Origin of the sequence: Intestinimonas butyriciproducens (genome assembly GCF_004154955.1) — a bacterium.
Lineage (GTDB): Bacteria > Bacillota > Clostridia > Oscillospirales > Oscillospiraceae > Intestinimonas > Intestinimonas butyriciproducens.
In genome coordinates this window covers 249,847-276,711 of sequence record NZ_CP011524.1, presented here as the reverse complement: position 1 = coordinate 276,711, position 26,865 = coordinate 249,847, and the positions used below count along the sequence as shown (strand labels likewise).

Here is a 26,865-nt window from a genome sequence, read left to right as displayed (position 1 = left end):
CCGCGCGCCGTCTGTCTGTTTTCTCCGTGTTCAGCCCTTCACGCCGTCCCGGAACATCTGGATGGCGGTGTCGTTGTCCCCGGAGATGATGAGCATCACATAGTCCCCGCTGGTGACCACCCGGCCGTTCTTGGCCCGCTCCAGGGGCTCGGGGAGGTACTGCTCAAAGCTCTGCTGCGTCCGGGCCCGGACGGCCTCCAGCTCCTCCTTCACCGCGTCTATCTCCCCGCTTTTGACCTTGCCGATGACAATGGTATCGGCGCTGATCATCATGGGGAAAAAGGCCGCCACCTCGTCAAAGCGGGCGGTGTCCAGGCCGTAGTACTCCTTGAGCTCGGACTCCGCGGGCTTGTTGGAGGCCCCCAGCTCTACCTTGGCGATGATCTGGCGGGCCAGCTTGGTCAGGGCCTCCCCGTTGGGGGTGGCGATGGCGATCCGGCTGTCCTGGACCGTGGCGGTGTAGCCCTCCAGATGATTGAGCAGCCCCACGGGGACGAAGGTGACTCCCTGGGCGAAGGACGCCGTCATGCCGGTCTGGGCCTCCCCGTTGAGTTCGATGGCCCCGGTGGCGCAGTCCACATAGATGCTGTTCCCGTCCAGCGAGAAGAAGGAGCGGCCCTCCTCGGGATACCAGGCGGCGTAGCCGTAATCGGCCTCCGCCACGCTCCGCAGGGGCACCGCCGTGTACGGTGCGGAGGCGGCGGGAAGCCCGGAGGTGTCCAGCGCCGTGCCGTTTATGGTGATGCTCCCGGCATAGCCGCCGGCGGCCAGGGCCGCCGTGTTCAGGGAGAGGGCCAGGGCTGCGGCCGCAGCCGCGGAAAGAAATCTCTTCATGATGATACATTCTCCTTTTCGTGGTGGTTGTCCCTTTAGACGGCGGGAGATTCCAAAAAGTTCCCCCGGACAGAAGGAAGGCGCTCCGGAAGTCCGGAGCGCCTTTTCCGTGCTTTTACTTCGCGTACTCGATGACCTTGGTCTCCCGGAGCACATGGACCTTGATCTGTCCGGGGTACTCCAGCTCCTCTTCGATCTTCTTGGCGATATCCCGGGCCAGCAGAACCATCTGATCCTCGGAGACCTGGTCGGGCTTGACCATGATGCGGACCTCGCGGCCGGCCTGGATCGCAAAGGATTTCTCCACTCCGGGGAAGGAAGAGGTGACCTCCTCCAGCTTTTCCAGCCGCTTGATATAGTTTTCCAGGTTCTCCCGCCGGGCGCCGGGCCGGGCGGCGGAGATGGCGTCGGCCGCCTGGACAAGGCAGGCCACCACGGTCCGGGGCTCCACATCGTTATGGTGGGCCTCGATGGCGTGGATGATGTTCTCCGACTCCTTGTACTTCCGGGCCAGTTCCACGCCGATGGCCACATGGGAGCCCTCCACCTCGTGGTCGATGGCCTTGCCCAGGTCGTGGAGCAGGCCGGCCCGCTTGGCCTCGGTCACGTTGGCGCCGATCTCGGCGGCCAGCAGACCGGCCACATGGGCCACCTCGATGGAGTGGTTGAGGACGTTCTGTCCGTAGCTGGTGCGGTAGCGCATACGGCCCAGGAGCTTCACCAACTCCGGGTGCAGGCCGTGGACGTTGGTCTCAAAGACGGCCCGCTCGCCCTCGGCCTTGATGGTGGCGTCCACCTCCCGCTTGGCCTTCTCCACCATCTCCTCGATGCGGGTGGGGTGGATGCGTCCGTCCTGGATGAGCTTCTCCAGGGCCAGGCGGGCGATCTCCCGGCGGACCGGGTCGAAGCAGGAGACCGTGATGGCCTCCGGCGTGTCGTCGATGATAAGGTCCACGCCGGTCATGGTCTCCAGTGTGCGGATGTTGCGGCCCTCGCGGCCGATGATGCGCCCCTTCATCTCATCGTTGGGCAGGGGCACCACGGAGACGGTGGCCTCGGCCACATGGTCGGCGGCGCAGCGCTGGATGGCCCCCGAGATGAGTTCCCGGGCGATGGTGTCGGCCTCTTCCTTGTAGTGGGCCTCAATCTCCTTGATCTTCATGGCGGACTCGTGGGTGACGTCGGCCTCCAGTTGGGCGATGAGGTAGTTCTTGGCCTCCTCGGCGGTGAAGCCGGAGATGCGCTCCAGCACATCCATCTCGGACTTTTTGAGGGTGTTCACCTCTTCCCGGGCCTCCTCCAGCTCGGCGAGCTTGCGGGAAAGGGTCTCCTCTTTCTTCTCGATGTTGTCGGTCTTGCGGTCCAGGGTCTCCTCCTTCTGCTGGAGACGGCGCTCCTGCTTCTGGAGGTCGGAGCGGCGCTCCTTGACCTCTTTTTCGTACTCGTTGCGGGCCTTCAGGATTTCCTCCTTGGCCTCCACCAGTGCCTCGCGCTTCTTGCTCTCGGCGCTTTTGATGGACTCGTTGATGATGCGTTTTGCCTCTTCCTCGGCGCTGCCGATCTCCTTTTCGGCAACGTTCTTCCGGTACTGGTTACCCAGGACAAAAAATACAACTGCCGCAACTGCGAAGCAGACAATGCCGACAATGACTGTCGTGACATCCATAGATTCTGAAAACACCTCCACTTTCTCTTTTTTATTTTTGACATGCTGCATTTTGCATAAAATGATTCGTGCAGGACCCTGCGGTACCGCGCTTTCCCCGGCGCGCAGCGCCGCCCCACACGATTTTGTGAAAAACATCCACTGAAAGTTCTTCAGTTTTGTCCATTTATATTGTAAGACTGCCTTGCTTTTCTGTCAAGAACATTCGCAGGCGAAATGGTAAGAAGCGCGGAGGATAGACGCGCCGTCGCAGAGAGCGCACTAAAAGGGTCCCCGCAAAGCCGCAAGGCTTTGTGGGGAGAGGATGAGCAAGGTTGCGCCCGCAGGCGCGTTTCGGAGCGCAACCGCCCCGCAGGGGCGGCGCTTGGCGCGGAGATGAGCGGAGTGAGCTTTTCCCGGTAGGGAGCAGCGAACAAAGCGGACTTTGTGAGGACGAGCCGCAGCGTGACACCCGAAGCACGGCCCCGCTTCCTACCCAAGGGCCGGGGGCAGGCTGTCGTCCTCCCGGATCCAGTCCTCCACGTGGACCACCGTGTACTCGCTGGGTGTGCGCCGGATCACCACCCGGTCAATGCCCGCGTTGATGATGAGCCTGCGGCACATGGAGCAGGATGTGGCGTCGGGCAGCAGCTCCCCGGTCTTGCTGTCCCGGCCCGCCAGATATAACGTGCCACCCAGAATGGCGCTGCGGGCGGCGGAGATAATACAGTTGGCCTCGGCATGGACGCTGCGGCACAGCTCGTACCGCTCCCCCGAGGGCACCTGGAGGGCGTCCCGGGTGCAGTAGCCCAGGTCGGTGCAATTCCTGCGCCCTCTGGGCGCGCCGTTGTAGCCGGTGGAGATGATCTCGTCGTTCTTGACGATAATGGCGCCATAGCACCGGCGCAGGCAGGTAGCCCGCTTGAGCACGGTCTCCGCGATGTCCAAATAATAATTTTCCTTGTCGATTCGGGCCATAGCCGGTCCTCCGATCTCTGTTTTCATTCAGTATACCGGGTTTTCCACCCGGACGCAAGAGTACAATTCACACTTTGTTTACGATTGATTTCTTGACTGGGACACATGGAGAGGCTATGATATCTAATTGATATCTCAATGGAAAGGAGTATGAGCCGCGATGAATTTTATGCAGCGTTTGATGTACGGCCGCTATGGCGGGGACCAGTTCTCCGTGTTTCTTATTGCCCTCTATCTGCTGCTCTACCTCCTCTCCTCCCTTCTGCACAGTTCCATCCTCTCCCTGCTGTCCACATTGGTGGCGGCATGGTGCATCTACCGCATGTTTTCCCGGCGGATCGACCGCCGGCGGGCGGAAAACGCAAAGTTTATGACGGTGGCGGGCCCCGCCATCCGCTGGTTCAAGCTCCGGCGCACCATCCACCGGGACAAGGAGCACCGCTACTTCAAGTGCCCCAACTGCGGCCAGCAGCTTCGCGTCCCCAGAGGGAAGGGGAAGATCACCATCAACTGCCGCAATTGCGGCGTGTCCTTTGAGGAAAAGACCTGATCAGCCGCCGCGCTCTCCGGCGGGTCCCTGATCACAGCGCGCAACGACGGCTCTCCCACTGCCGGGGCAGTGGGAGAGCCGCTTTTTCTCTTTATTCTGTTTTACTCCAATTTCTTGACAAAATCTTTACCAAATCGTTATCTTCTGTTATAATAACAGCACTCGCCGCTCTCCGGCGGCTGTGAGAAACGATCGGGAGATGTTGTGTGTGGACCTGGTGTTGATCGCTGCGATCGCCCTTCTGGGCGGGACCATCCAAACCGTGATCGGCTTTGGCGGAGGGATCGTCATCATGATGATCCTCCCCTTTTTTCTGGATATGCTGCACGCCTCGGCCGTATCCTCCGCATCGCTCCTGTTTTTGAATTATTCTCTGGCCTTCCGCTTTCGAAGCAGTATCTCCTTCCGGCGGCTGCCCCTCCCCCTGCTGATCTACATCCCGTGCAGCGCCTTTGCCATCTTTCTGGCCGCCTCCCTGGATCTGGAGGTGCTGGTCCTGGTCTTCGGCGTCTTCCTGATCGTACTGGCGCTCTACTTCATGTTTGCCGACGGGCGCTTTACCGTCCGGGACAGCATTCCCGCCGCAGTGGTCTGCTCGGCCATTTCCGGCCTGTCCAGCGGGCTTTTCGGCATTGGCGGCCCTCTGATGTCGGTCTACTTTCTCTCCAACTCCAGGAGCAAGGAGGAGTACACCGGCACCATCCAGCTCTTTTTTGCCTGTACCGCCACCGTCAACCTGCTGATCCGGATCGGCAAGGGCATCTTTACCCCGGCGCTGGTGCCCTTCACCCTGGTCAGCATGCTGGGGATCGCAGTCGGGATCCAGCTTGGGTTGCGGATCCTGCGCTGGATCAACATCTCCATGCTGACTAAGGTCATCTATGTGGCGCTGGGGGCCACCGGCGTGTTCACCATCCTGAGCCACCTGCCCTGACGTCCCGCGCCGGAAAACCGCCCGGCGCTTTGACGGCCCTCCGGACCTCTCGACGAGGTCCGGAGGGCCGCTGTCTTTTTCAAGCTGCGCCACAAGGGCGCCATAGTTCTTTACTTTCCCACACAGAACCGGGCGAAGATGCGCGCCACCACATCCTCCCGAATGTTCCGCCCGGAGAGCTCTCCCAGGGCCTCCACGGCCCCCTCCACATCGGTGAGGACCGCGTCCGGGGTGACGCCGGCGTCCAGACCCTCCCCCGCGCGCTCCAGGCCGCGCAGGGCCCGCTCCGCGGCCTCCGCCTGCCGGGCGTTGGTGAGAACGGCGCCCTCCTCCCCGGGGGTGCCCTGGGGAAAGAGGGCCTGGACGGCGTCGGACAGCTCCGCCAGTCCCTCCCCGGTCCGGGCGCTCAGCCGTACCACCGGCGGTGCCTTTTCCCCGCCCAGTACCGAGAAGCCCCGGTCCGCCCCCCGGGGCAGATCAGCCTTGGTGAGGACCAGGATGGTCCTGGGGCAGGTCCGTGCGGCCTCCTCCCAGAGCTGTAATTCCGCGGTCAGGCGGTCCAGGTCCTCCGCCGGCGCAGAGCCGTCCATCAGCACCAGGGCCAGCTCGGCCCCCTCCAGCGCGGCGCGGCTGCGGGCCACGCCCAGCCGCTCCACCGGGTCGTCGGTCTCCCGGAGGCCTGCCGTATCGATGAGCCGCAGCAGTACGCCGCCCAGCATGCACCGCTCCTCCACCGTGTCCCGGGTGGTGCCCGGGATATCGGTGACGATGGCGCGCTGATAGCCCACCAAGGCGTTCAGGAGAGAGGACTTGCCCGCGTTGGGAAGGCCCACAATGGCGCAGGGCGCCCCCCGGACCAGAAACCGCCCCCGCTGGTAGGTTTCCAGCAGGCGCCGCAGCTCCCCGGCGGCGGCTGAGAGCACGCCGCCGATCTGCTCTGCCTCCAGAGGGCCGATGTCCTCGTCGGGATAGTCCAATACGGCGTGGAAATGTGCCAGCAGGTCCACCAGACCGTGGTAGACCCCCTCCACCCGCCGGGACAGGGCCCCGGAGAGCTGTCCCGCCGCCGCGCGGACGCCCTCCGGCGTCTCGGCCTCCAGCAGGTCGGCCACCGCCTCGGCCTGGGGGAGGTCCAGCCTGCCGTTCAGGAAGGCCCTTTTGGTAAACTCTCCGGGCTGCGCCAGACGGGCCCCCGCGGCGCAGAGGGCCTCCAGTCCCAGGGAGAGCACCATGGGCGAGCCGTGGCACTGGAGCTCCGCCGTGTCCTCCCCGGTATAGCTGTGCGGCGCGCGGGAGACCGTAGCCAACACCTGATCCACCACCCGCCCCTCCCGGTCCAGAAGGGAGCCGTACACCAGAGTGCGGCTGGGCGCCTCAGCCAGCGGGCGGCCGCTCCGGGCGCGAAAGACCCGGTCCGCCGCCGCTGCCGCTCCCGGCCCCGACAGGCGGAGGATCCCGATGGCGGAGGGGCTCAGGGGGGTGCTGATCGCAGCGATCAAGTCGGACATTTCGCTCACCTCATCATTTTTGTGGAAAACGTCATCCCATTTCCCCTTGACAGCCTTCTTATGTCTCCTTACATGCATATTCCAGTTTTGCACGTTGACATAACCAGGTGTGGAAAACCCTGTGGATAATGTGGAAAACCCTTGGGAGAACCCATTTTCTTTACAAAGCGGTTACAATTATGGCCTGCATACTGTTCCGTATATTCGATGTACAAAAGAAATAGGAAGCGCGCCGCCCTCCGTGTCAGGCGGCGCGCCGTGTGGCCCAGGTCTCTTACACCTTCTCCGACAGCCGACGGGAAATCACCTGGGCCCTCCCAAAACCGCCGTGCGCTTTTGGGGCCCCAATTATTTTATGGATCACGTGGGCGGAGTGAATCCGCCCACGCTCCGGCGCACTCGCGCCGTGTGGCCCAGGTCTCTTACACCTTCTCCGACAGCCGACGGGAAATCACCTGGGCCACTTTGACGCCGGAGGCGCCGGCCTGCGCCAGCCCCCGGGTGATGCCCGCGCCGTCGCCGATGGCAAACATGCCGGGAAGCCGGGTCTCCAATTCAGGGCTCAGGGTGAGCCGGGAGGAGTAGAACTTCACCTCCGCGCCGTAGAGAAGGGTGTCGTAGTTGGCGGTACCCGGGGCCAGCTTGTCCAGTTGGTAGATCATCTCTATGATGTCGTCCAACTGCCGCTTGGGCAGGGCAAGGGACAGGTCGCCGGGCACGGCGGCGGTGAGGGTGGGCCGGGTGAAGGACTTGCTCATCCGGTGGTCGTTGGTCCGCACGCCCTTCACCAGATCGCCGAAGCGCTGGACCAGCACGCCACCGGCCAGCATGTTGGACAGGGACGCGATGTGCTTGCCGTAGCGGTAGGGCTCGTTGAAGGGCTCGGTAAAGCGGTTGGACACCAGCAGGGCGAAATTGGTGTTCTCGCTCTGCAGGGCGGGGTCGGCATAGGAGTGGCCGTTCACCGTGTTGATGCCCTCCACGTTCTCGGCCACCACGTGGCCATAAGGGTTCATGCAGAAGGTGCGCACCTGGTCGCCGTACTGCTTGGTCCGGTAGACCAGCTTGGACTCGTACACCACGTCAGTGATGTGCTCAAAGACCCGGGCGGGCAGCTCCACCCGTACGCCGATGTCCACCTGGTTGTTGATGAGGGCGATGCCCAGGTCCTTGCATTGGTTGGCGAACCACTCGGCGCCGGAGCGCCCGGGGGCGGCGATAAGCCAGTCGCAGGAGAGCTCTCCACCTCCGCTGAGGGTCAGGCGGTAGCCCTGATCGGCGGTATGGATGGCCTGTACGGCGGTATGGAACCGGAACTCGATGCCCTGCTTCAGGTCCTCATAGATATTCTGGAGGATGACCAGATTCTTTTCGGTCCCCAGATGCTTGACCTTGGCCTGTAGGAGATGGAGGTCGAACTCCAGTGCCTTTTTCTCCAGGGCCCGGGCGGCGGGAGTGTCTGTGGAATAGAGCTCCTCGGTGGCCCCGTGGGCGACGTTGATGGAATCCACATAGCCGATGAGGTCCATGACCTCCTGTGCGGGCATGAAATCGGTGAGCCAGCCGCCGAAGGCGGTGGTGAAGTTGAACTTGCCGTCGGAGAAAGCCCCCGCCCCGCCGAAGCCGCACATGGTATCGCAGACCTTGCACTGGATACAGTCCTTCACCTTGCCGGCCACGATGGGGCAGCTGCGGCTGTAGATGTCGCGCCCCTGCTCCAGGACCACCACCTTCAGCTCCGGATTTCTGCGCATTAGCTCATAGCCCGCGTAGATACCGGCCTCTCCGCAGCCGATGATGGCAACGTCGTATCTCTCGTTCATCATTGTTCCTACTCCTTCTGTCCGGTGGGGACATACTCTATCTATTTTAGTATACCATGGTCTGTCAAGGCGCCGAACAGTGCTTTGGACATTTGACGGCAGCTTGCATTCGTCCGCTGCCGATGAAAAATTGTTGCAAATGCATCCATTTAAAATTGAGGGGAGGTTTAAATTTGGACTTGTTCCAAATCTTAATAGAAGTTTGGGGATTGATGGAAACCTTATCGGGTTTACCGATTCGGAAATCGCCGTCCCTCACTTTTGCTATCCCGTGAATGCAACCGCAATCGGCTTTGAGGGCTGCATTTTATACTGCTTTCTTCCTGAATGTGGAGAAATGGTGTTCGCCTCCAACCCCGAAAGCTGTGCCGAGACATATGTCTATCCGCTGGCCGAAAGGTTTGAGGATTTTATGCGCCTGGTCATCACCTGCGGCTCTGCAAATCCAGTGGAACAAATCGTGTGGATGAGCAGGGCGCAGTTTGATCAGCATCTGCAAAACGAGCGCGCTCTTCGCACCGCGGAGCAGATCGCGCGCATCGGGAAGCTCCGCGAGGAGCTGAAGCTGTCCCCCATGGACAACCCATATGAATATGTGAAGGCATCGCAGACGCATTTTGATGGCAGTCAAATTCCATATAGCGATGCGTATTACGATATCTTGGGACAGGAGCGGTAGCTCCCTGTTTACGAAGCGGCTCGGAGCCGCCCTGTTTCTGGTGATACATAAAGACAGGGGCGCCGCGGAACTCACATTCCGCGGTGCCCCTCAGCCTGTTAAAAGAGTGCGCCCTGCGCTCAGGTCTCCATCACGGTCCTTCCTCCGGCCCGGGGCCGGACCACCAGGCGCAGCAGGCCCAGGCCGGGATTCCACCGGCGGACCAGCAGATCCAGCACCACGCTCAGGATGAGACCGCAGACCACGTCCACCGCCGAGTGTTGCTTGAGGAACATGGTGGACATGCAGATGAGGATAGTCAGCGTGAGGATCCCTCTCCGGACCGCCTTGTGTTCCCGCAGGGACCCGGCCCGGGCGGCGGCGATGCCGATGGTGGCCGAGACAAAGACGTGGATGGAGGGACAGACGTTGATGGGCGGATCGGTTTTCCGGATGAGCGCCACCAGTTGGCACAGGATGTTGTCGCGGGGCAGAGGCCGGCGCAGGAGCTGGCCGTTGGGCAGCACCGTGTAGATGAGCAGACACAGGGTGAGCCCCGTGAGGATGGTGCGGCACAGATAGACATAGCTCTCCGGGTCCCGCCGGTGGAAATAGAGGAACATGAGGGGCACCAGGGGGAACCACAGCACATAGGGGATCACGAACCCCTCAAAAAACGGGATATAGGCGTCCAGCTCGGTGTAGACCCAGAACTTCGGGCGGGCATATTCCTGCAAGAGGGTAAAGTAGAGCAGATAGAAGAAAAAATAGGCCACGGGCACCGCCAGCATCCGGCGGCGGGTCTGCTCCTCGTTCCAGTTGAGCGCCACGCCGATCGCCTCCCTTCAGATGAAATCATCTTCTCATAAGCAAGGACGATTGTACTCTGTTTTTTGTTACAAATCCAGGGATAAAATCTGAAGAATTTTTAAAGTTTTTTCCGCAGGCGTAGGATGCTGCGCACAAATCAGCTCCCGCTCCAGGGCGCCACCGTGACGCCGGTATAGTAGTGGGTGAGGATGTCCAGGTAGCTCTTCCCCTCCTTGGCCAGAGCGTTTGCGCCGTACTGGCTCATCCCCACGCCGTGGCCGTAGCCTGTCACGGAAAAGACCACCTGGTCCCCCTCCGCCTCCACGGTAAAGCTGGCGGAGCGCAGGCCGAAGAGGGTGCGCAGGGCGGTGCCCTTCACCGTCACGCCCCCTACGGACATGGTCTCCACCCCGCCGGAGGAGGTGGGTACCGTCTCCCCAAACCACTCCGACGCCTCTCCGGAGAGATCGGCCTGGGGATACTGGGCCAGGAAAGTGGTCCTGAACTCCTCCGCCGGCACCTCCACGGTGGTGCGGTAATTGGGGACCTCCTCCCCCTCCGGGCTCTCCACGCTCTCCAGATAGGGCACGCTGCCGCCCCACACCTCCACTGAGCTCAGGGTCCGCCCCGCCGCGGAGGAGAAGAACACCGCGTCGATGGGCGCGCCGTCGTAGAGGATGGCCTGTCCGTCCGTGGAAGAGACGGCCTGGGCGATCTTCTCCGTATAGGTCTGGGCGCTGTCCCCCCAGTTGGCGGCGGCCTTGTCCGGGTCCAGGTAGGCCTGACAGCAGTTGATGTCGGCACAGACGTCGGCGTCCGGGTGGTTGGGGTTCACCCCGATGCTCCGCTTGTAGAGCGTATACGTCCTGGCCGTGACGGCCTGGGCCTTGAGGGCTTCCGGCTCGAAGGAGGCTGGCATCTCCGCCGCCACCACCCGCCAGAGGTAGTCCGCCATGGAGAGGGAGACCACCGCACCGTCGGACAGCTTTACCTTGATCGTGGTGGAGGCGTCACTGCCCGGGTCGGGGGAGGTCACGGTGCGGTCGATGGGCAGGGTGGCCGTGGGCGAGGGCAGGGGCTCCTCCGGCCCCGGGGCCTCCCCCCGCAGGAACAGGATCGGGCCGATAAACAGGGCCAGCAGAAGCACCAAGGCCGTAGCCACGACAGATCTCATTTTTCCATCCTCCCATCTTTTTCATTCCCGACCGTTGACGCGGCGTGTCCTTTGGCGTAAAATAGTGCAAACTGTTGCACACTACTGTGCGAAGGAGGCCACCGGCATGCAGACCGTCCCGATGCGCGGCGACGAGGCCGCGCAGACCCGTGACTTTATCCAGAGTCTATGCGGGGAATTCCAGAAGCATAACTATATCGATCCCTCCTATTACGAGCATATCGACGTTAAGCGGGGCCTCCGCAACGCCGACGGCACGGGCGTTATGGCCGGCATCACCCAGATCGGCAACGTCCAGGGCTACTACATCCAGGACGGCGAGCGAGTCCCCATGGAGGGCCGGCTCATCTACAGGGGCATCAGTATCGAGGACCTGATCCACGGCTTTATGTCCGAGGGGCGGTTCGGCTTTGAGGAGACGGCCTATCTGCTCCTCTTCGGGGCTCTGCCCACCCGAAAAGAGCTGGCGGATTTCAACCATGTGCTCTCCGAGCTGCGCCCCCTGCCGCCCAACTTCACCGAGGATATGATCCTCCGGGTGCCGGGCCGGGACATCATGAACCGCCTGGGCCGATGCATCCTGGCCCTCTACTGCTATGACGAGGACCCGGAGGGCAGGTCCCTGGAGAATGAGCTGCGCCAGGCCCTGCAGCTGGTGGCCCGGTGCCCCATGATCATCGCCCACTCCTACGCGGCCAAGCGCCACTACTTTGACAACGACTCCCTGTATCTCCACCGCCCCCAGGAGGGGCTCTCCTTCGCGGAGAACTTCCTCTACGCCATGCGCCACGACAACCGCTTCACCGAGCGGGAGGCCAAGCTCCTGGATCTGTGCATGGTGGTCCACGCCGAGCACGGCGGCGGCAACAACTCCGCCTTTGCCTGCCGGGTCCTCTCCTCCTCCGGCACGGATATCTACGCTGCCGTCTCGGCGGCGGTGGGGTCCCTGAAGGGCCCCCGCCACGGCGGCGCCAACAAGAAGGTCATGGAGATGTTCCGCTATATCCAGGAGGGCGTCCGGGACTGGAAGGACGACGGTCAGGTGCGGGATTTCCTCCTGAAGCTCCAGCGGAAGGAGGCCGGGGACCGTTCCGGCCTCATTTACGGCATGGGGCACGCCATCTACACCCTTTCCGACCCCCGGGCCAAGCTCCTCAAGCAGTTTGCCAAGACCCTGGCCGATGAGAAGGGGATGCTGGAGGAGTTCGAGTTGGTGGAGGCGGTGGAGCGCCTGGCCCCCGAGGTCATCAACGGCTCCAGGGGCGTCCCCAAGCCGCTCTGCGCCAATCTGGACCTCTATTCGGGCCTGGTCTACCGGATGCTGGACATCCCCGAGGAGCTCTACACCCCCCTCTTCGCCATGGCCCGCATGGTGGGCTGGTGCGCCCACCGGGTGGAGGAGGTCTACAACCCCGGCAACAAGATCATCCGTCCCGCCTATAAGGCGGTGGCCCCCCTTCAGAAGTTCATCCCCCTGGACGAGCGGGGCTGAATACGACAAAAAGCCCGCATACCATTTTGCAATGGTATGCGGGCTGGTTTTTCAAAAGATCTCCCATTCCATCGAATGCAGCGGGATTTTTATAGGGCGACAGGGCTTCCCTTACCGCTCTTTTTCCGTGACCAGCTCTATGGCCTCCTTGCCGGACATGTGCTCCACGGCCAGCTCCACCATGCACACCCGCTGAAAGAGCTTGTCGATCTCCGCCCTGCGGCCCTCTTCCTGCCGGGGGGAGTACCGTTCCGCCAGCTTTTCCAGGGCGGCGCGCTTCTCCCCCTCGTCCTCCAGAACCCTGGCTCTTCCGAACGCGATAACGCTCCGGTAGTAGGTGGTGTACTCCTCCGGCACCACATGGTCCTGGTCAATCACGCAGAAGGACGCCTTTTCATTTCCCGCGATGGCGTCCAGCTTGTGCCCGGAGGGGGCGCAGTGGAAAAACAGCCTGCCGTCGTCATAGACGTAGCTCAGGGGTACGGCATAGGGGTATCCGTCGTCACCGGACACCGCCAGCACCCCGGAGGTCCCCTTCCGGAGGACCTCCACACAGCTCTCCAGGGACAGAGCCTGTTTCCTGCGGCGCATTTCTCTGAACATATTGATTCCTCATTTCCACCCGTGGTTTCCGTGCCCTCCGCCAGCGGGGCGGGCGCGTCTCGTCTTTTCACTATATAATAGTTTCTTCCAAAGTGCAAGCCCGCCGCCCTCTCCATTGCCAAATCCCGGATTTTCTGGTACAATGGCTCTCACCGATACAGGATGGAGGCGTTTTCATGTTCCAGATGCGCGCACAGGACTTCGGCATCCGGGTGGGCTCTCTGCCCAGGGGCCCCCGGAACAAGATCACCGACGTGCCCGGCGTACTGGTGGGCCACGCCACGGTGGACACCCCCACGCACAAGACCGGGGTCACCGTGATCCTGCCCGGTCCCCAGAACCCCTTTACCCATAAGCTCCCCGCCGGCGTCTGCCCCTTCAACGGCTTCGGCAAGACGGCGGGGCTCCTGCAGCTCCAGGAGCTGGGCACCCTGGAGACCCCCATCGCCCTCACCAACACCCTCAACGTGGGTCTGGTCCACGACGCCATGGTGGAGTACATGCTCTCCCGCTGTGAGGCCGAGGGGGTGGTGCTCCGGTCCGTGAACCCCCTGGTGTGCGAGTGCAACGACTCCACCCTCAACCACATCGGGGAGCGGGCGGTGGGCCGGGAACATGTCTTTTCCGCCTTGGCCTCCGCCTGCCAGGACTTTGCCGAGGGCGACGTGGGCGGCGGCAAGGGCATGATCTGCCACGGTCTCAAGGGCGGCATCGGCTCGGCCTCCCGGGTCCTGGCGTTCGACGGAAAAACCTATACCATTGGTATTTTGGTGCAGTCAAATCACGGTGTGTTGTCAGATCTGACCGTCTCCGGCGTCAACATCGGCGCCGGGCTGGCCCGGACGCTGGAGACCCGGGCGGCGGATCAGGGCTCCATCATCGCCGTGCTGGCCACCGACCTGCCCCTGGACGCCCGGCAGCTTGCCCGGGTGGCCCGCCGGGTCTCGGTGGGCCTGGCCCGGCTGGGGTCCCACATCGGTCACGGCAGCGGCGAGGTCTTTGTAGCCTTCTCCACCGCCAATCCCTTCGATTTCCGCGCGGAAAACGCCGTGCGCATGACGACGGCCTTCCACGAGGAGCTGCTGGACCTCCCCTTCCGGGCGGCGGCGGAGTGCGCGGAGGAGGCGGTGCTCAACTCTATGCTCACCGCCCACACCGTCACGGGCTGGCAGGGGAATACGGTTTACGCGCTGCCCGAGCTCTGGCGCCCGGGCGTCTGACCGGGCAGAACACAAAATTACATCAGATATCTGGAGGTCGCTATGCAGCACAAGCACGGAGGCACCTTTACAAGCTCCATGGGAGCGATCCTGGCGGCGGTGGGCTCCGCCGTGGGGATGGGCAACATCTGGCTCTTCCCCTACCGGGTGGGCCAGTACGGCGGCGGTGCGTTTCTGATCCCCTACTTCCTCTTCGTGGCGCTCTTCTCCTATGTGGGCCTCTCCGGGGAGTTTGCCTTCGGGCGGCTCACCGGCACCGGGGCCCGGGGCTCCTTTGACTATGCGCTCAAGACCCGCGGCCTCCGGGGCGGCGCCGCGCTGGGGGTCCTTCCCCTCCTGGGCGTGCTGGGCATCGCCATCGGCTACTCGGTGGTGGTGGGCTGGGTCCTCAACTACGCCGTGGGCTCCCTCACCGGGGCGGTCCTGGCCGGGGACCCGGACGGCTATTTTTCCGCCCTGGCGGTGTCCTTCGGCTCGGTGCCCTGGCACCTTCTGGTCATCGCCGCCACCGTGCTCATCCTCATTCTGGGAGTGGCCGGCGGCATTGAAAAAATCAGCAAATTCATGATGCCCGTCTTCTATGTCCTCTTTCTCATCATCGCCGTGCGGGTGGCCTTCCTGCCCGGCGCAGTGGAGGGCTACCGCTACCTGCTGGAACCGGACTGGTCCTATCTGCTGCGCTTCGACACCTGGGTCATGGCCATGGGGCAGGCCTTTTTCAGCCTGTCCATCAACGGCGCGGGCATGCTCATCTACGGCAGCTATATGAAGAAGTCGGAGGACATCATCCACCAGTCCGTCATGACCGCCATGCTGGACACCGCCGCCGCCCTCCTGGCCGGCTTCGCCATTCTCCCGGCCGTCTTTGCCTTCGGCATCGCCCCGGAGAGCGGCCCTCCCCTCATGTTCATCACCCTGCCCCGCGTCTTCCAGCAGATGCCCGGCGGGCGCTTTTTCTCCGTTTTGTTCTTTGTCTCGGTCCTCTTCGCCGGCATCACCTCCCTCATCAACATGCTGGAGGCGGTCAGCGAATCCCTGGGCCGGGGCGCCCGGCTCTCCCGCACCCTCTCGGTCCTCATCGTGGGGAGCGTCACCTTCGCCGTGGGCGTCTTTCTGGAGGCCCTCCCCTCCATGGGGGCCTGGATGGACGCCGTCACCATCTATATCGCCCCCTTCGGGGCCGTGCTGGCGGCGGTGATTCTCTATTGGGTGCTGGGCCTCCCGGCGGTCAAGGCCGAGCTGGCCCTGGGGCGGAAGCGTCCGCTGGGGCGGGGCTTCGACTTTTTGTCCAAATACGTCTATGTGATCCTCACCGCCGTGGTGCTGGTCTGCGGCATCCTCTACGGCGGGATCGGATAAAAAGCTGAAATGCTTCTCAAAAATGCAAGCATTTTTTCGAGGAGATGCAGACCGCTGCGCGCACTCGCTGGCGCTCGCACACTTGCGGCCTGAAATGAGTGTTTTTCGACGTACATGCCGCCGAAAAACACGCTTTGATGCGCTTCCGCCGTCTGCGGACGGCGGAACTCTGCGAGGCTCTTACAGCAAAAATCGCAGCAGTACACTTTATTGACATACTGACGCGGCGGACCGCCCAAGGCGGTCCGCCGCGTTTTCACTTCTTTCCACGTGGATAGGGTTCTGTGTTGTCGGTGAGTCCCAACAGGTAGTCCACGCTTACCTCATAAATGGCCGAGAGCTTAACGAGGACTTCCGGTGTCATATTGTGCGTCCCCGTCTCGTAAGTAGAGTAGGTTCTGCGATTGATAAACAGGAGGTCCGCCACCTTCTGCTGCGTCCAGTCTCTGTCCTCACGCAGATTTCTGATTCTTGGATATACCACTTTCATCACCGACATCAGTATTGCGATCCGCTGCTTTTTTTCGTCTTCCCATAGGGCTTGGGCTCATCGGTGAGCCCCAATAGGTAATCCACACTTGTGTGATAATATTGTGCGATTGCAATGAGGACTTGAGTCGGAATGTCATTTTCTCCCGTCTCGTACTTGGAATATCCAGTCTGGGACATTCCCAGCATCTTTGCAAATTCCGTTTGAGACAACTCAGCGTCATTACGCAAATCCCGCAATCTCGGATACATTGTCCTCACCTCATTTAAAGCATAATTAACCTAAATCAGAGTATTGACATTTTAATCTGTTTTAGGTTAAAATAAGTTGAGGTGATCCACATGCTCTGTCAAGACTGCCTGCCCACGGTGGAATGTATGACCTGCCAGTATTACTGTCCACATTACATCAAGCGGGGCGGGCGCTATGTCCCCCTGGCATACGGCCACTGCACCCGCCCCGCGGAGCGCGGGCAGCCCCCGAATCTCTTCCGCTGCCGCCACTGGCTCCGGAATTCGGACCTGAAAACGCCGTCTAGCGGCCCTCCGCCCAGCCCTTGAAGTCCTCCCACAGCTCGATGGCCTTGAATTTGACCACATAGCCCTCGTCCTCTCCGGTCATCAGGGCCACGTCGCTCTCGCTCAGGTCCCCCAGGGCGGCGGTCTCCTCGGTGGTCTCGGTGACGGAGCCCAGGCACAGCGGTGGAAAGACCACGCACCACCAGTTCCGTCCCCCGCCCTCGCCGATGACCACCCGCAGGGCGGTATAACTCCCCTGGGGGAGGGCGAAATCGGTGTACTGCTTGGTGGGGAACCAGACGTTTTCCTCCAGGGAGGCGGAGACGGCGTACTCGTACCCCTCCTCCCGCACCACCTCCGCCCCGGCCTCCGCCAGGGCGGGCAGGGCGAGGGTGAGGGTCTCCCGGGCCTGCGCCACCGTCTCCCCCGGCGCGAAGAGGTCGGCGGCCTCCGCCAGGATGCGGTCCCGCACCCGCAGCTTCAGGGCCTGGTCGGCCTCTGAATCGGAGTTTGCAAGGACATGGAGGCGGATGACCTTGTCCGCCAGGGCGGCCTGCTCCCGGTCCAGCCACACCCCCCAGAGCATGGCCACCGCCACCCCCGCCAAGAGCGCCGCCTCCCAGCGGCGCAGCCGGTTGTTCTCCCGCAATGTTCCCGTCATATCTGAGCACCATCCTCTTATGTAGTGCTCTTAGTTTTCCCACTCCCACCGGCCCTTAATCGCTTTTTTCCATTTTAGTGCCCTCGTCCAAAGAGGGCCGGCAATGCATGCTTTGCCGAACAAGACCGCAAAAAACAACCCCCCTTTCTCCTGAGGGGTAAAACCGCTGCGGCGGGTACCCTTTCTGGGTACCCGCCGCTTTTTTATTCCCGCATGAGCCAGAACATCCGGGTCCCGGACAGGGTCAGGCCGGCCTTTTGCTGGAGGGCCAGAGAGGGAGCGTTGTCCTCGATCACCTGGGCGAAGGGGAGGGCGCCCCGCTCCAGCGCCCGGTTTACCGCCGCCCGCAGGAGGAGCTCGCCCAAGCCCCGGCGCCGCCAGGCGGGCAGCACCTCCAGCATGCCGATGCTCCCCTCCTCATGAAAGCCCACAAAACCCGCGGGCTGGTTGCTGCCGGTGGGAAACGCCCCCAGGACCCCGCGCCTCACGGCCTCCTCCATATAGGGCAGGCCCCCAAAGGCGTGGCTGTAGTGCCGGAGAACCCAGGGGGCCCAGGTCCGGTCCAGGGGACGCAGCGCCCCGTCAAAGGCGGGCAGGGGCAGCGGCTCCGTCCCCAGATAGGCGGCGGAGTAGCAGATCTGGCTCAGTGGGAAGCCCCACCGGGCCTTTGCCTGCTCAAAATACGCCAGCTCATGGCCCACGAAAAGGTCGCAGTCCGCCGGGACCATTCCCAGCAGCCGCCCTGCCGCCGCCGGGGAGGCTACGGACATCATGTACGCCCCGCATCCCCGCTCGTAGAGGAGGACGCCCTCCTCCCCGGCCTCCAGCAGCTCGGCGCTCCCCCGCCGCAGCGCCTCCAGCAGATTGGCGTACAGCACCGGGTCCCGGCACAGATAGGCCTGTGCGGCCTCCTGTTTTGTCATGGCGTCTCCTCCTCCGCGCGGGGCAGGCGGATCACAAAGCTGGTGCGCCTGCCGTCGCTCTCCGCCCGAATGGAGCCGCCGTGGCGCTCCACGATCTCCCGGGCGATGGCCAGACCCAGCCCGGCGCCGCCGGTGCGGGTGGAGCGGGCCTGATCCAGGCGGTAAAATTTCTGAAAGATATTGGTCAGCTCCTTTTCCGGAATCTCCAGACCCTCGTTGCGCACGGCGATCTCCACGCTCTCTCCGTCGACCCTGGCCTCCAGGTCCACCTGGCCGCCGGACACACTGTAGCTCACGGCGTTGCGCAGGACGTTGTCGAACACCCGGGCCAGCTTGTCCGGGTCCCCCCGGACCACCAGCCGGGAGGCGATGTCCGTGCGGCAGGTGAGGTCCTTCCCCGCGAAGGCGGGGTAAAACTCGTCCACCAGCTGCTCCAGCAGGATGGAGAGCTGAATGGGCTCTCCGTTCCCGCCCAGAATGCGGAAGTCCATCCGGGTGATGTCGAAAAATTCGCTGATGAGCTCCTCCAGCCGCCTGGCCTTGTCCAGGGCGATGCCCGTATATTTGGCCCGCTGCTCCGCCGTGAGTCCCGGCTCGTCGTGGAGCAGGTTGAGGTAGCCCAGCACAGAGGTGAGTGGGGTCTTGAGGTCGTGGGCCAGGAAGGCCACCAGGTCCTGCCGCCGCTGCTCCGCCTCCCTGGCCTCGGTCTCCCGCCCTCCCAGGGTCCGCTGGATGGACCGCAGGTCCTCCTCCACGGGCCGGAGCTCCTTGGGCAGGCGCACCGTCTCTCCGGTCTCGTTCACCACCTGGCGCACCGCCGCGCCGATCTGGTCCAGCCAGCGGGTGAACCGCCCCATCGCCACGTAAAAGGCCCCCAGCATCAGAAGGATGGTCCCCACCAGCAGCCAGGTGCCCTTGTGATTGCGGAAGACGTGCTGGTAGATCTCCAGCGCCCCCGCCTCGTCACAGCCGAACAGGTTCTGGCACACCCACAGCACGCTCCGGGCAAAGGGGTCCTGGAACAGGCCGTCCACCACCATCTCCCAGAGGAAGAGGGCCGCGGCCAGCGCGCCCAGGGTGCCCGCCACCACCAGCAGGAGCATCTTCAGCTTGAGGCGGGTATACCGCTTGTCCATCATGACCCCTCCTCTCTCTCCCGCCGCCGGGCCTCTCCGGCCCGGTCCAGGGCGGCCTTCACCGGCTGGGACCGCACCCGGCAGTTGTTCCGCTCCAGAATGGCCTGAATCTCTCCGCCGGTCCGCTCCAGCTCCGCCCGGAAGGCGGAGGCGGAGAGGCGCAGGGCCCCGTGGCCCAGAATGATGAGCTGCTCCGCGCCGTCGGAGGTGGCCACCCGGACCCGGTGCTTTTTCCCGATCTCATAGGTGGCCTTCTCGATATAGGCGTCCGCCGTCTCGGCCTCCCTGGTATAGACCACATAGATATTGTGGTAGCGGACCACCTCGCCCGTGTTCCTGGGGACCTTGTAGGCGTCGAAGACCAGAATGACCTCGCACTTGCGGAACCCCTGGTAGTTGCTCAAAAGGTCCATGAGCAGCTGCCGGGCGGCGTCCAGGCTGTCCCGCGCCACCGCCTTCAGGTCCTCCCAGGCGAAAATGATGTTGTAGCCGTCCACCAGCAGGTATTCCGGCCCCAGGTCCGGGGGGCGGATGCTCCGCTTCTCCCCGGCCTCCTCCGTCTCCCGGCGGGGCGGTCGGGCCTGGGGCTGGAAGTCCCGCCGCTTCACCGGCCCGTAGGTCCGCTCGAAGATGGCCTGGAGCTCCTTGTCCTGTTCCAGGGAGTGGGCATAGCCGGCGGGGACCCGCCGGGAGGCCGGAGGGGCTTCCGCTTCCTCCGCCTTTTCCAGGCAGAGACCGCTGTCCACGTGCATGTATTTCCGCACCTGGTCCCATTTCACGGTGAAGCCCGCCCCGTGGGCGCAGAACACCGAGTCCGCCGGATTCTCCGTATCCCGAAGGCTGTCGTAGCCCAGGGCGGCCACCACCTCCGCCTGGTTGTGGCAGGGCGCGTAGCCCCTCAGGGTGCAGAAGAGCCTGCCCCGGCCCCGGGTATAGGCGGCCACCTCCCGGGCATAGTCCCGCAGGCAGGCCACCGGCGCCGCGCCGGTGAGCACCGTCTCCTCCCCCTCCGTCTCCGGCGGGGAGACCTCCCCCGCCATGCGCTGGAGGTCGGAGAGGGCCCGTCCCACATGCTCGGCGGGGAGCTCCAGGCGGAACTCGTACCAGGGCTCCAGAAGGATGCTCTCGGCCTGCATCAGACCCTGGCGCACCGCCCGATAGGTGGCCTGGCGGAAGTCGCCCCCCTCGGTGTGCTTCACATGGGCCCGCCCGGCCACCAGCGTGATGCGCAGATCCGTGACGGGGGCCCCGGTGAGCACGCCGGGGTGGCTGCGCTCGGCCAGGTGGGTGAGGATGAGCCGCTGCCAGTTCCGGTCCAGCATGTCCTCTCCGCAGGAGGAGAAGAACTGCAGGCCGCTGCCCCGCGGGCCGGGCTCCAGCAGCAGGTGGACCTCCGCGTAGTGCCGCAGGGGCTCAAAGTGACCCACCCCCTCCACCGGCGCGGCGATGGTCTCCCGGTAGACGATGCTCCCTGCGCCGAAGCCGACCTCCAGGCCGAACCGCTGCGCGATGAGCACCCGCAGGACCTCCAGCTGGACCTCCCCCATGAGCTGGATATGGATCTCCCGCAGCGGTTCATTCCAGACGATATGGAGCTGGGGGTCCTCCTCCTGGAGCTCCCGGAGCTTCAGCAGCGCCCTGTGGGGGTCGCAGCCCGGGGGCAGCAGCACCTGATAGGTGAGCACCGGCTCCAGAGCAGGGGGCTCCGGCGCCCGTTCACAGCCCAGGCCCTCGCCGGGATAGGTGCGGCTCAGGCCGGTCACCGCGCACACCGTCCCCGCCGGGACCTCCTCCACGGCCCGGTATCGCTCCCCGGAATAAATGCGGATCTGGTCCGCCTTCTCCTCCCAGATCTGCTCCTCCCCCAGATCCGCCCGGCGGTTGGTCAGCAGGTCCTTCACCCGGAGGCGGCCTCCGGTGACCTTCAGGTGGGTGAGGCGCCCGCCCTGGGCGTCCCGGGAGATCTTATACACCCGGGCCCCGAACTCCGGGGGATAGTCCGGCCGGGGTCCGTACCGCTCCAGCCCCTCCAGCAGCGCGTCCACCCCCTCCAGGCGCAGCGCGGAGCCGAAGTAGCAGGGGAAGAGCTTCCGCGCGCCCACCAGGCCGGCCACCTCCCCGTCGGAGAGGGTCCCCGCCTCCAGATACCGCTCGAGGGCGGCCTCGTCGCACACCGCCACATTCTCCAGCAGCGCGGCGCCCTCCGCGTCGAAGTCGGTGCAGCCGTCGCCCAGGCGGCGCTTCAGCCCGGCCAGCAGACCCGCCCGGTCCGCGCCGGGCAGATCCATCTTGTTGATGAATACAAAGGTGGGGACGCCGTACTGCTCCAGCAGCCGCCAGAGGGTGCGGGTGTGCCCCTGCACTCCGTCGGTGCCGCTGATCACCAGGATGGCGCAGTCCAGCACCCGCAGGGTCCGCTCCATCTCGGCGGAGAAGTCCACATGGCCCGGCGTGTCCAGCAGCGTGAGCTCCGTCTCCCCCAGGGGCAGCACGGCCTGCTTGGAGAAAATGGTGATGCCGCGCTCCCGCTCCAGGGGCGCGGTATCCAGGAAGGCGTCCCCGTGGTCCACTCTGCCCAGCCGCCGCAGACATCCGGTCCGGTACAGCAGCGCCTCCGACAGCGTGGTCTTCCCCGCGTCCACATGGGCTAAAATTCCAACGGCCAGTCTCCTCATATCCGCTCTCCATATCCTCAAGTCGTCTTCCTTATGATATCATTCCCCGGTCCATGAATCAACCGGGTTATCCGCGGCGCAAAAAATGGACCGGCGCCGCAAATGCGGCGCCGGTCCATTTTCCAAAACCCTTCCTGGGGGCTCTTTTTCCGGGAAACGAGCTCAGACGCAGGACCTGTTTGGAGACCGGCGATATGCCCGGCAAGGCCGTATTCAAACGAGCCCTAGGCGTATTTGGCCATCTCCACCCACAGGCCGCCGCCCCGGGCGGACACGCCGTTATTGGACAGCGGAGCCAGCGGATACCGCCTGCTCTGCGTCTTGTTTGCGCCGCTATGGGCCTTCGCCGCGTCTTTCTTTTCCACCTTCAGGGACATATCTGACACCTCTTCTTGGGGAGCTGCGCCCCCCTGATTTCACTTCTATGATACACCATGGCGTCAAATCAAATTTCTCCTGTTTTTTGTGCATATTTCCCCTTCTCGCACCCTCCCGCCCGTTTCTTACCGGTACAGGCCACCTTTTCTCACCATTTCGGCCCCACACGTCCGCGCAATTCTATGCCAATTTTAATATTGATCGCACCAATTTTAAAGTTGGCCTCTCCTCTCAAGCTCATCCAGCAGGGAGAGCAGGCGGTCCAGCTTTTCCTTGTCCAGGTCATAGATCCGGTCGATGGTCTCCTTGTAGGAGATCCTGCTTCCCTTTTTTTGCAGCAGCCTCAGCCACTGTACATATTCCCGCTCCAGGCACTCGTCCACCGCCTGCCTTCCGCTGCTGCCGAGTACCCGGTACTTCTGCATGTGATTCATCTCGTTCTCCCGGATGGTGCGCTTGTTCTGCCGGGTGGAGAACTCGTCCATCGGAACGTCCAGCCCCTCCGCGATGGACAGCATCACGTCCCAGGTGGGATTGGTGGTCTGACCGCTCACCAGCCGCACGATCGTGGAGAGGGGGGTACAGGTGAGCTCGGCCAGTTCCGAATTGGTCAAACCTCGTTCCATCTTCAACTGTCTCAACCTCAGCGCGATCAATCCCGTCCGCTCCCATCCACAATATATTCCACCATCCGTAGGTTTATTACACCATCTTTGGGTATTGAACAATTTCCGCCCAGCGGATACAATGAATATGTTGTTTTTACTGTGTCTGGATTTGCAAGAATTTTTTTCCATAGCGCGAATACAGTATAACATTGTTTTCTGGATTTGTAAAAGGAAATATGGAAGGGAGCGAGCTTTTTTGCTTCAGAGGAAACGTCCGTATCATCAGCGGCACCCGGCGCTGACGCAGTCCAACGAGCGTCGGGATCTCCGCCGCTTCAAGCTCAAGGCACTGACGGAGGAGGTACGTCCCTTTCCGGATCAGTACGCCTATCAGGTGGTCTGTACCGAGCTCCACTCCCCGGAACTGGGGCGCTACGTAGCCTACGGTCTGCTCTGCTGCCAGTATCTCCGCGGCGTGTGGAAGCCCGTCTCCGCCCTCTGCGACCTCTCCCTCCGCAGCGAGGAGGTCCTGGCGCTGGCCGCCCGCTTCAACGCAGCCCAACTCTCTCCCCTCCACTTTCGGGAGGCCGTGGAGGACTGGCTGGCCGACCTCTGATCCGCGGGAGCCCCGCCGGAACGGGCGGGGCCCATCCTGCGCCGTTCCACTGCCTTTTCCGCACGCAGCAGACAGAGGCCGCCGCAGCTGGGCTGCGACGGTCTCTGTTCGATTTCCCGGCCAGTGACGGCATTCCCCCGGGGGATCTGCTATACCGGGGGCAGCCACACTTTGGAAGGCGAGGGAATCCTGTAGAATCCATCTTCTCTGTCAAAGCCCGCCTGTCCGCTCTGCCCAGGGCGGAGCTCGGCTTCTTTCCCACGCCCCTGCATCGGGCGGAGCGACTCTCCGCCGGGCTGTGCGTGGAGCTCTGGCTCAGGCCGGACGACCTCACCGGCGTGAGCTTCTTTGGCTGCAATAAGATCCGCAAGCTGGAGTGTATGCTGGGCGAGGCCAGGCCCCGGGGCTGCGGGGCCTCCCACTCCAACTGCTGCGCGATGCAGACGGCCATGTATCCCTTCCACCGCCGGGGGACCCGTACCGCACTTGCCCCGGCTGGCCGGGGCCCCGCCTCGGTCTCCTGGAGCTTGTCCAGGATACGCCGGCGCATCTCGTCGGTCACTTCGACTCTATCCATGATCTCATCGTACCGTCTCTTCAAAGTCATACGCCTCCCTCAGGACCTCCTCCGCATCGCTCCGGTTGTGCAGATAGGAATAGGCCAGGCGAAAAATGCTGTTGCCGTAGTCGCTGAGCATCCGCTCCGCCCGGCGGTTGACGGCCTCGTGGTCCGCGCGTTCTCCCGCCGGACGCTCCCCGCCGGCGGCACAGCTCGGGCAGGCCCTGCTCCAGAGGGCGCGGATCGCCGCCACGCCTGTTCAAGCCGGCCCCGGGCCGGATATCTCTTCACAAGGCAAGCTTCCATCGCGATTCCTCCTCCAGTCTGCCGGAAGGGAGCGAGCCGCGCAGAGCGTTCCTCCACGGCCCGCTCTCCATTTGTCTTTACCGCACGGCGGCAACCAGTGCGGACATCTCGCCGCTGGAGACGCCGTCGGCGCTGCCGCCAAGCCCGATGGAATCGGCATACCCGCCGCTGGTCCAGATCGCCAGGCTGATCTGACCGTCGGCGCCCTTCATGGTCACCCGGAGGTCGTCGACATGGACTGTGCTGATCTCGGCGTACCGGTTGTAGTCGCCGCTTATGTCCTCGCCGCCCACGCCCTTGCGAATGCGGATCTCGCCCTCATCCGTGTTCTCGGTCTGATAGATCACCTCGATTATATCCTTGTCCATCGCGCGGATGATCCGGCTGGAAAATCCATCTATGGCGTCGGGCGCCGCCATGTCAAAGCCGGTCAGCTCGGCGGTCTTCTCCAGGCTCTCGCAGTCCGTCCACGGTTCTGGGATCTGCACAACAGCGGTGGTCTGGGCATTGCCGTTTGCCTTTCCGTCCGCCCCGGCATCACAGGCGGCGAGGGAGAGGCCATAGCGGCGCAGAGCGCAAATGTCACAATCTTTTTCATCGTACGTTTTCCTTTCTGCTTTTAAAATGGCTCAGGCGTGGAACGGCTCGTTTGCCGTTCCGCCTTATATACAGCTCAGGAAACGCAGATGTTGCAGGCCGGGTAAAATTTTTTGAAACGCGGAGGCGCGGGACGGCTTGACCGTCCCGCGCCTCCGCCTGCTATGTTCCCCGTCCTTTGGTCCGGGCGAACCAATAGGCCTCGGCCAGAAAGGCGCTCACCTCTCCGTCCACGTCCCCGGGGCAGGTCAGCACCACATGATGCGTCCAGCGGCCGGGGTAGGGCTCCGCGGCCTGAAAGATCCTGGGGTGCTCCAGCCGCCGCCCCAGGCCGAAGGTGAGCACCAGAGCCCCCTCCGGCCAATGCCTCCCCACGCGCAGAGGAAGAGACAGGGCGGCAAACAGCCTGGGGGCCTTCCAGGAGATCTGGGACCTTTTGACCTCCATGGCGCTCTCGCCCAGCTCCGCCACGGCGGCCTCCACGGCCTCAAAAATGGCCGTGCGCTCCGGCTGTGCGCCCAAAAAGGCCAGCGCCTCCGCCGTCATTCCGCCCACGGCCGGCCGGTGAGATACCGCCTCACCAGATCGAGGGCGTGAAGGGAGGCCCGGCTGCGCACCATTGCGCGCCCCCTTCCCAGATGGAGCTCCTGCACATGGCAGAACTCCGCGCCGGCCAGGGCCACATATACCAGTCCCACGGGGTTCCCCCGGTCGTCCGGGTCCGGCCCGGCCACGCCGGTGGTGGAGACGGCCAGATCGCACCCCAGTACCCTGCGGGCGCCCCGGGCCATGGCCTCGGCCACCTGGGGGGACACGGCCCCGTATTGATCCAGCAGCGCCTGTGGTACGCCCAGCACATTGTGCTTTACCTCGTCGGTATAGCTCACTACGCCGCCCTTCAGGACGGCGGAGGCGCCCGGTAGATCCGTCATGCGCTTGGCCACCAGGCCCCCGGTGCAGGACTCCGCCGTGCCGAAGGTGAGGCCCTGGGCCTCCATCAGGGCGAAGGCCACCTCCTCCAAACTCTTTACGTCCGCGCCGTAGATCACGTCTCCCAGCAGGTCCCGCAGCTCCTCCTCCACCGGGGCGATGAGGTCCCGGGCCTCGGCCTCGGTGGGGGCCTTGGCGGTGATGCGCAGCTCCATCTCCCCCTCCTTGGCGTAGGGGGCCAGGGTGGGGTTGGCCATGGCGTTCATGCGCTCCCGCAGCAGGGCCTCCACCGAGGACTCCCCCATCCCGAATATCTTCAGCGTTCGGGATACGATGGTGCCGTCGGCCAGAGCCCTGAGGTAGGGCAGGGCCCGGTGGGTGAACATGGCCCGGCACTCCCTGGGGGGGCCGGGGAGCATGATGACCCGTACCCCCTCCGCCTCAAAGGCGCAGCCGGGGGCGGTGCCCCAGTCGTTTGCAAAGATGGTGCAGCCCTCCGGCAGCATGGCCTGCTGGAGGTTGTTCTCCGTCATGGGCCTGTCGGGGTGGAGGCGCTGGAAGTAGCTGCAGATGCGCTGGGCCGAGGGCTCGTCAAAGACCAGCTCCCGCTCGAAGACCTGGGCCAGAGTCTGCTTGGTAAGGTCGTCGCAGGTGGGCCCCAAGCCGCCGGTGGTGATGAGGATGTCGGCCCGCCGCCGGGCGATCTCCACAGCGGAGCGGAGCCGGGCGGGATTGTCCCCCACCACCGTGTGGTAGTAGACGTGGATGCCCAGCTCCGAAAGGCCCTGGGAGATCATCTGGGCGTCTGTATTGGCGATATTGCCGAGGAGCAGTTCGGTGCCCACGGCGATGAGTTCCGCGATATGAGGCATATGCGTTT

The 26,865-nt window shown here is 63.6% G+C and carries 27 protein-coding genes; 7 read left to right on the top strand and 20 right to left on the bottom strand.

What is annotated here, in order from left to right:
- Positions 1-30 precede the first annotated feature (30 nt).
- From SRB521_RS01295 to SRB521_RS01285, 3 genes are all read right to left on the bottom strand, one after another.
- The gene (locus SRB521_RS01295) at positions 31-834 is read right to left on the bottom strand and encodes a DUF4358 domain-containing protein (protein ID WP_165366519.1); all 804 of its coding nucleotides are present in this window, start codon (positions 832-834) and stop codon (positions 31-33) included.
- 115 nt (positions 835-949) lie between these two features.
- Entirely contained in the window at positions 950-2,500 is a 1,551-nt protein-coding gene (rny, locus tag SRB521_RS01290; protein ID WP_033117055.1) for a ribonuclease Y, read from the bottom strand.
- 471 nt (positions 2,501-2,971) lie between these two features.
- A complete protein-coding gene (locus SRB521_RS01285) occupies positions 2,972-3,457 on the bottom strand; it encodes a deoxycytidylate deaminase (protein WP_033117038.1) in 486 nt (161 codons plus the stop codon).
- Between the two features lie 160 nt (positions 3,458-3,617).
- Between SRB521_RS01285 and SRB521_RS01280 the strand changes: the two genes are divergently transcribed.
- Both SRB521_RS01280 and SRB521_RS01275 read left to right on the top strand, forming a co-directional pair.
- Positions 3,618-4,007, top strand: coding sequence for a hypothetical protein (locus SRB521_RS01280; protein WP_075705108.1), 390 nt, complete (start codon positions 3,618-3,620; stop codon positions 4,005-4,007).
- A 181-nt stretch (positions 4,008-4,188) separates the two neighbouring features.
- Entirely contained in the window at positions 4,189-4,941 is a 753-nt protein-coding gene (locus SRB521_RS01275; protein WP_129868752.1) for a sulfite exporter TauE/SafE family protein, read from the top strand.
- A 110-nt stretch (positions 4,942-5,051) separates the two neighbouring features.
- Here the strand turns inward: SRB521_RS01275 and mnmE are convergent, their stop codons facing one another.
- Both mnmE and SRB521_RS01265 read right to left on the bottom strand, forming a co-directional pair.
- Positions 5,052-6,449 carry a tRNA uridine-5-carboxymethylaminomethyl(34) synthesis GTPase MnmE gene (mnmE, locus tag SRB521_RS01270; RefSeq protein WP_075705106.1) on the bottom strand — a complete coding sequence of 466 codons (1,398 nt, stop codon included), beginning with the start codon at positions 6,447-6,449 and terminating at the stop codon, positions 5,052-5,054.
- Between the two features lie 422 nt (positions 6,450-6,871).
- Entirely contained in the window at positions 6,872-8,275 is a 1,404-nt protein-coding gene (locus SRB521_RS01265) for an NAD(P)/FAD-dependent oxidoreductase (RefSeq protein WP_033117042.1), read from the bottom strand.
- Positions 8,276-8,351: 76 nt separating this feature from the next.
- Here SRB521_RS01265 and SRB521_RS01260 point away from each other — a divergent pair, with 76 nt between their 5' ends.
- On the top strand, positions 8,352-8,951 hold the full coding sequence (locus SRB521_RS01260) for a hypothetical protein (protein ID WP_129868751.1): 600 nt from the start codon (positions 8,352-8,354) through the stop codon (positions 8,949-8,951).
- A 119-nt stretch (positions 8,952-9,070) separates the two neighbouring features.
- Here the strand turns inward: SRB521_RS01260 and SRB521_RS01255 are convergent, their stop codons facing one another.
- On the bottom strand, positions 9,071-9,760 hold the full coding sequence (locus tag SRB521_RS01255; RefSeq protein ID WP_052082566.1) for a phosphatase PAP2 family protein: 690 nt from the start codon (positions 9,758-9,760) through the stop codon (positions 9,071-9,073).
- Positions 9,761-9,897: 137 nt separating this feature from the next.
- Complete coding sequence (spoIID, locus tag SRB521_RS01250; protein WP_116721523.1) at positions 9,898-10,914, bottom strand: stage II sporulation protein D; 1,017 nt, start codon at positions 10,912-10,914, stop codon at positions 9,898-9,900.
- A gap of 106 nt (positions 10,915-11,020) precedes the next feature.
- On the opposite strand from spoIID, the gene SRB521_RS01245 reads away from it, so the two are divergent.
- Positions 11,021-12,406, top strand: a complete 1,386-nt coding sequence (locus tag SRB521_RS01245; protein WP_242976505.1) for a citrate/2-methylcitrate synthase — start codon at positions 11,021-11,023, stop codon at positions 12,404-12,406.
- 111 nt (positions 12,407-12,517) lie between these two features.
- Here the strand turns inward: SRB521_RS01245 and SRB521_RS01240 are convergent, their stop codons facing one another.
- Positions 12,518-13,009 (bottom strand): pyridoxamine 5'-phosphate oxidase family protein, encoded by a 492-nt coding sequence (locus SRB521_RS01240; protein ID WP_075705104.1) that lies wholly within the window; start codon positions 13,007-13,009, stop codon positions 12,518-12,520.
- Positions 13,010-13,185: 176 nt separating this feature from the next.
- Here SRB521_RS01240 and SRB521_RS01235 point away from each other — a divergent pair, with 176 nt between their 5' ends.
- Together SRB521_RS01235 and SRB521_RS01230 are read left to right on the top strand one after the other, a co-directional pair.
- On the top strand, positions 13,186-14,229 hold the full coding sequence (locus SRB521_RS01235) for a DmpA family aminopeptidase (protein WP_075705103.1): 1,044 nt from the start codon (positions 13,186-13,188) through the stop codon (positions 14,227-14,229).
- A gap of 42 nt (positions 14,230-14,271) precedes the next feature.
- The gene (locus SRB521_RS01230) at positions 14,272-15,588 is read left to right on the top strand and encodes a sodium-dependent transporter (protein WP_075705102.1); all 1,317 of its coding nucleotides are present in this window, start codon (positions 14,272-14,274) and stop codon (positions 15,586-15,588) included.
- A gap of 256 nt (positions 15,589-15,844) precedes the next feature.
- Here SRB521_RS01230 and SRB521_RS01225 read toward each other — a convergent pair whose 3' ends face one another.
- From SRB521_RS01225 to SRB521_RS01195, 8 genes are all read right to left on the bottom strand, one after another.
- Entirely contained in the window at positions 15,845-16,087 is a 243-nt protein-coding gene (locus SRB521_RS01225) for a helix-turn-helix domain-containing protein (protein ID WP_075705101.1), read from the bottom strand.
- Positions 16,087-16,329, bottom strand: a complete 243-nt coding sequence (locus tag SRB521_RS01220; RefSeq protein ID WP_058116904.1) for a helix-turn-helix domain-containing protein — start codon at positions 16,327-16,329, stop codon at positions 16,087-16,089. The genes SRB521_RS01225 and SRB521_RS01220 overlap by 1 nt, the downstream gene beginning before the upstream one ends.
- 283 nt (positions 16,330-16,612) lie before the next feature.
- A complete protein-coding gene (locus SRB521_RS01215; protein ID WP_242857397.1) occupies positions 16,613-17,257 on the bottom strand; it encodes a stage II sporulation protein R in 645 nt (214 codons plus the stop codon).
- Positions 17,258-17,460: 203 nt separating this feature from the next.
- A complete protein-coding gene (locus tag SRB521_RS01210; RefSeq protein WP_075705100.1) occupies positions 17,461-18,180 on the bottom strand; it encodes a GNAT family N-acetyltransferase in 720 nt (239 codons plus the stop codon).
- A complete protein-coding gene (locus SRB521_RS16610) occupies positions 18,177-19,319 on the bottom strand; it encodes a sensor histidine kinase (protein WP_276330671.1) in 1,143 nt (380 codons plus the stop codon). The genes SRB521_RS01210 and SRB521_RS16610 overlap by 4 nt, the downstream gene beginning before the upstream one ends.
- Positions 19,316-21,991 (bottom strand): translation factor GTPase family protein, encoded by a 2,676-nt coding sequence (locus SRB521_RS01200; protein WP_116721524.1) that lies wholly within the window; start codon positions 21,989-21,991, stop codon positions 19,316-19,318. The genes SRB521_RS16610 and SRB521_RS01200 overlap by 4 nt, the downstream gene beginning before the upstream one ends.
- A 224-nt stretch (positions 21,992-22,215) precedes the next feature.
- A complete protein-coding gene (locus tag SRB521_RS15910) occupies positions 22,216-22,368 on the bottom strand; it encodes a hypothetical protein (protein ID WP_158453349.1) in 153 nt (50 codons plus the stop codon).
- Positions 22,369-22,581: 213 nt separating this feature from the next.
- Complete coding sequence (locus tag SRB521_RS01195) at positions 22,582-23,166, bottom strand: helix-turn-helix domain-containing protein (RefSeq protein WP_257534797.1); 585 nt, start codon at positions 23,164-23,166, stop codon at positions 22,582-22,584.
- 67 nt (positions 23,167-23,233) lie between these two features.
- Between SRB521_RS01195 and SRB521_RS01190 the strand changes: the two genes are divergently transcribed.
- Positions 23,234-23,593 carry a DUF6514 family protein gene (locus tag SRB521_RS01190; protein ID WP_075705097.1) on the top strand — a complete coding sequence of 120 codons (360 nt, stop codon included), beginning with the start codon at positions 23,234-23,236 and terminating at the stop codon, positions 23,591-23,593.
- A 581-nt stretch (positions 23,594-24,174) separates the two neighbouring features.
- On the opposite strand, the gene SRB521_RS01185 is transcribed toward SRB521_RS01190, so the two are convergent.
- From SRB521_RS01185 to SRB521_RS01170, 4 genes are all read right to left on the bottom strand, one after another.
- A complete protein-coding gene (locus SRB521_RS01185) occupies positions 24,175-24,405 on the bottom strand; it encodes a hypothetical protein (protein WP_075705096.1) in 231 nt (76 codons plus the stop codon).
- A gap of 130 nt (positions 24,406-24,535) precedes the next feature.
- Positions 24,536-24,946: a DUF4367 domain-containing protein gene (locus tag SRB521_RS01180; RefSeq protein ID WP_116721525.1), complete on the bottom strand. Its 411-nt coding sequence runs from the start codon at positions 24,944-24,946 to the stop codon at positions 24,536-24,538.
- A 271-nt stretch (positions 24,947-25,217) separates the two neighbouring features.
- Entirely contained in the window at positions 25,218-25,601 is a 384-nt protein-coding gene (locus tag SRB521_RS01175; RefSeq protein WP_116721526.1) for a DUF5655 domain-containing protein, read from the bottom strand.
- On the bottom strand, positions 25,598-26,857 hold the full coding sequence (locus SRB521_RS01170) for a competence/damage-inducible protein A (RefSeq protein WP_075705094.1): 1,260 nt from the start codon (positions 26,855-26,857) through the stop codon (positions 25,598-25,600). Before SRB521_RS01170 ends, SRB521_RS01175 begins: the two co-directional genes overlap by 4 nt.
- Positions 26,858-26,865 lie beyond the last annotated feature (8 nt).

Coding starts and splice junctions, on each gene's coding strand:
- SRB521_RS01295 (WP_165366519.1), bottom strand. CDS start 834: ATGAAGAGATTTCTTTCCGCGGCTGCGGCCGCAGCCCTGGCCCTCTCC.
- rny (WP_033117055.1), bottom strand. CDS start 2,500: ATGGATGTCACGACAGTCATTGTCGGCATTGTCTGCTTCGCAGTTGCG.
- SRB521_RS01285 (WP_033117038.1), bottom strand. CDS start 3,457: ATGGCCCGAATCGACAAGGAAAATTATTATTTGGACATCGCGGAGACC.
- SRB521_RS01280 (WP_075705108.1), top strand. CDS start 3,618: ATGAATTTTATGCAGCGTTTGATGTACGGCCGCTATGGCGGGGACCAG.
- mnmE (WP_075705106.1), bottom strand. CDS start 6,449: ATGTCCGACTTGATCGCTGCGATCAGCACCCCCCTGAGCCCCTCCGCC.
- SRB521_RS01265 (WP_033117042.1), bottom strand. CDS start 8,275: ATGATGAACGAGAGATACGACGTTGCCATCATCGGCTGCGGAGAGGCC.
- spoIID (WP_116721523.1), bottom strand. CDS start 10,914: ATGAGATCTGTCGTGGCTACGGCCTTGGTGCTTCTGCTGGCCCTGTTT.
- SRB521_RS01245 (WP_242976505.1), top strand. CDS start 11,021: ATGCAGACCGTCCCGATGCGCGGCGACGAGGCCGCGCAGACCCGTGAC.
- SRB521_RS01240 (WP_075705104.1), bottom strand. CDS start 13,009: ATGTTCAGAGAAATGCGCCGCAGGAAACAGGCTCTGTCCCTGGAGAGC.
- SRB521_RS01235 (WP_075705103.1), top strand. CDS start 13,186: ATGTTCCAGATGCGCGCACAGGACTTCGGCATCCGGGTGGGCTCTCTG.
- SRB521_RS01230 (WP_075705102.1), top strand. CDS start 14,272: ATGCAGCACAAGCACGGAGGCACCTTTACAAGCTCCATGGGAGCGATC.
- SRB521_RS01225 (WP_075705101.1), bottom strand. CDS start 16,087: ATGTCGGTGATGAAAGTGGTATATCCAAGAATCAGAAATCTGCGTGAG.
- SRB521_RS01220 (WP_058116904.1), bottom strand. CDS start 16,329: ATGTATCCGAGATTGCGGGATTTGCGTAATGACGCTGAGTTGTCTCAA.
- SRB521_RS01215 (WP_242857397.1), bottom strand. CDS start 17,257: ATGACGGGAACATTGCGGGAGAACAACCGGCTGCGCCGCTGGGAGGCG.
- SRB521_RS01210 (WP_075705100.1), bottom strand. CDS start 18,180: ATGACAAAACAGGAGGCCGCACAGGCCTATCTGTGCCGGGACCCGGTG.
- SRB521_RS16610 (WP_276330671.1), bottom strand. CDS start 19,319: ATGATGGACAAGCGGTATACCCGCCTCAAGCTGAAGATGCTCCTGCTG.
- SRB521_RS01200 (WP_116721524.1), bottom strand. CDS start 21,991: ATGAGGAGACTGGCCGTTGGAATTTTAGCCCATGTGGACGCGGGGAAG.
- SRB521_RS15910 (WP_158453349.1), bottom strand. CDS start 22,368: ATGTCCCTGAAGGTGGAAAAGAAAGACGCGGCGAAGGCCCATAGCGGC.
- SRB521_RS01195 (WP_257534797.1), bottom strand. CDS start 23,166: ATGGAAAAAAATTCTTGCAAATCCAGACACAGTAAAAACAACATATTC.
- SRB521_RS01175 (WP_116721526.1), bottom strand. CDS start 25,601: ATGACGGCGGAGGCGCTGGCCTTTTTGGGCGCACAGCCGGAGCGCACG.
- SRB521_RS01170 (WP_075705094.1), bottom strand. CDS start 26,857: ATGCCTCATATCGCGGAACTCATCGCCGTGGGCACCGAACTGCTCCTC.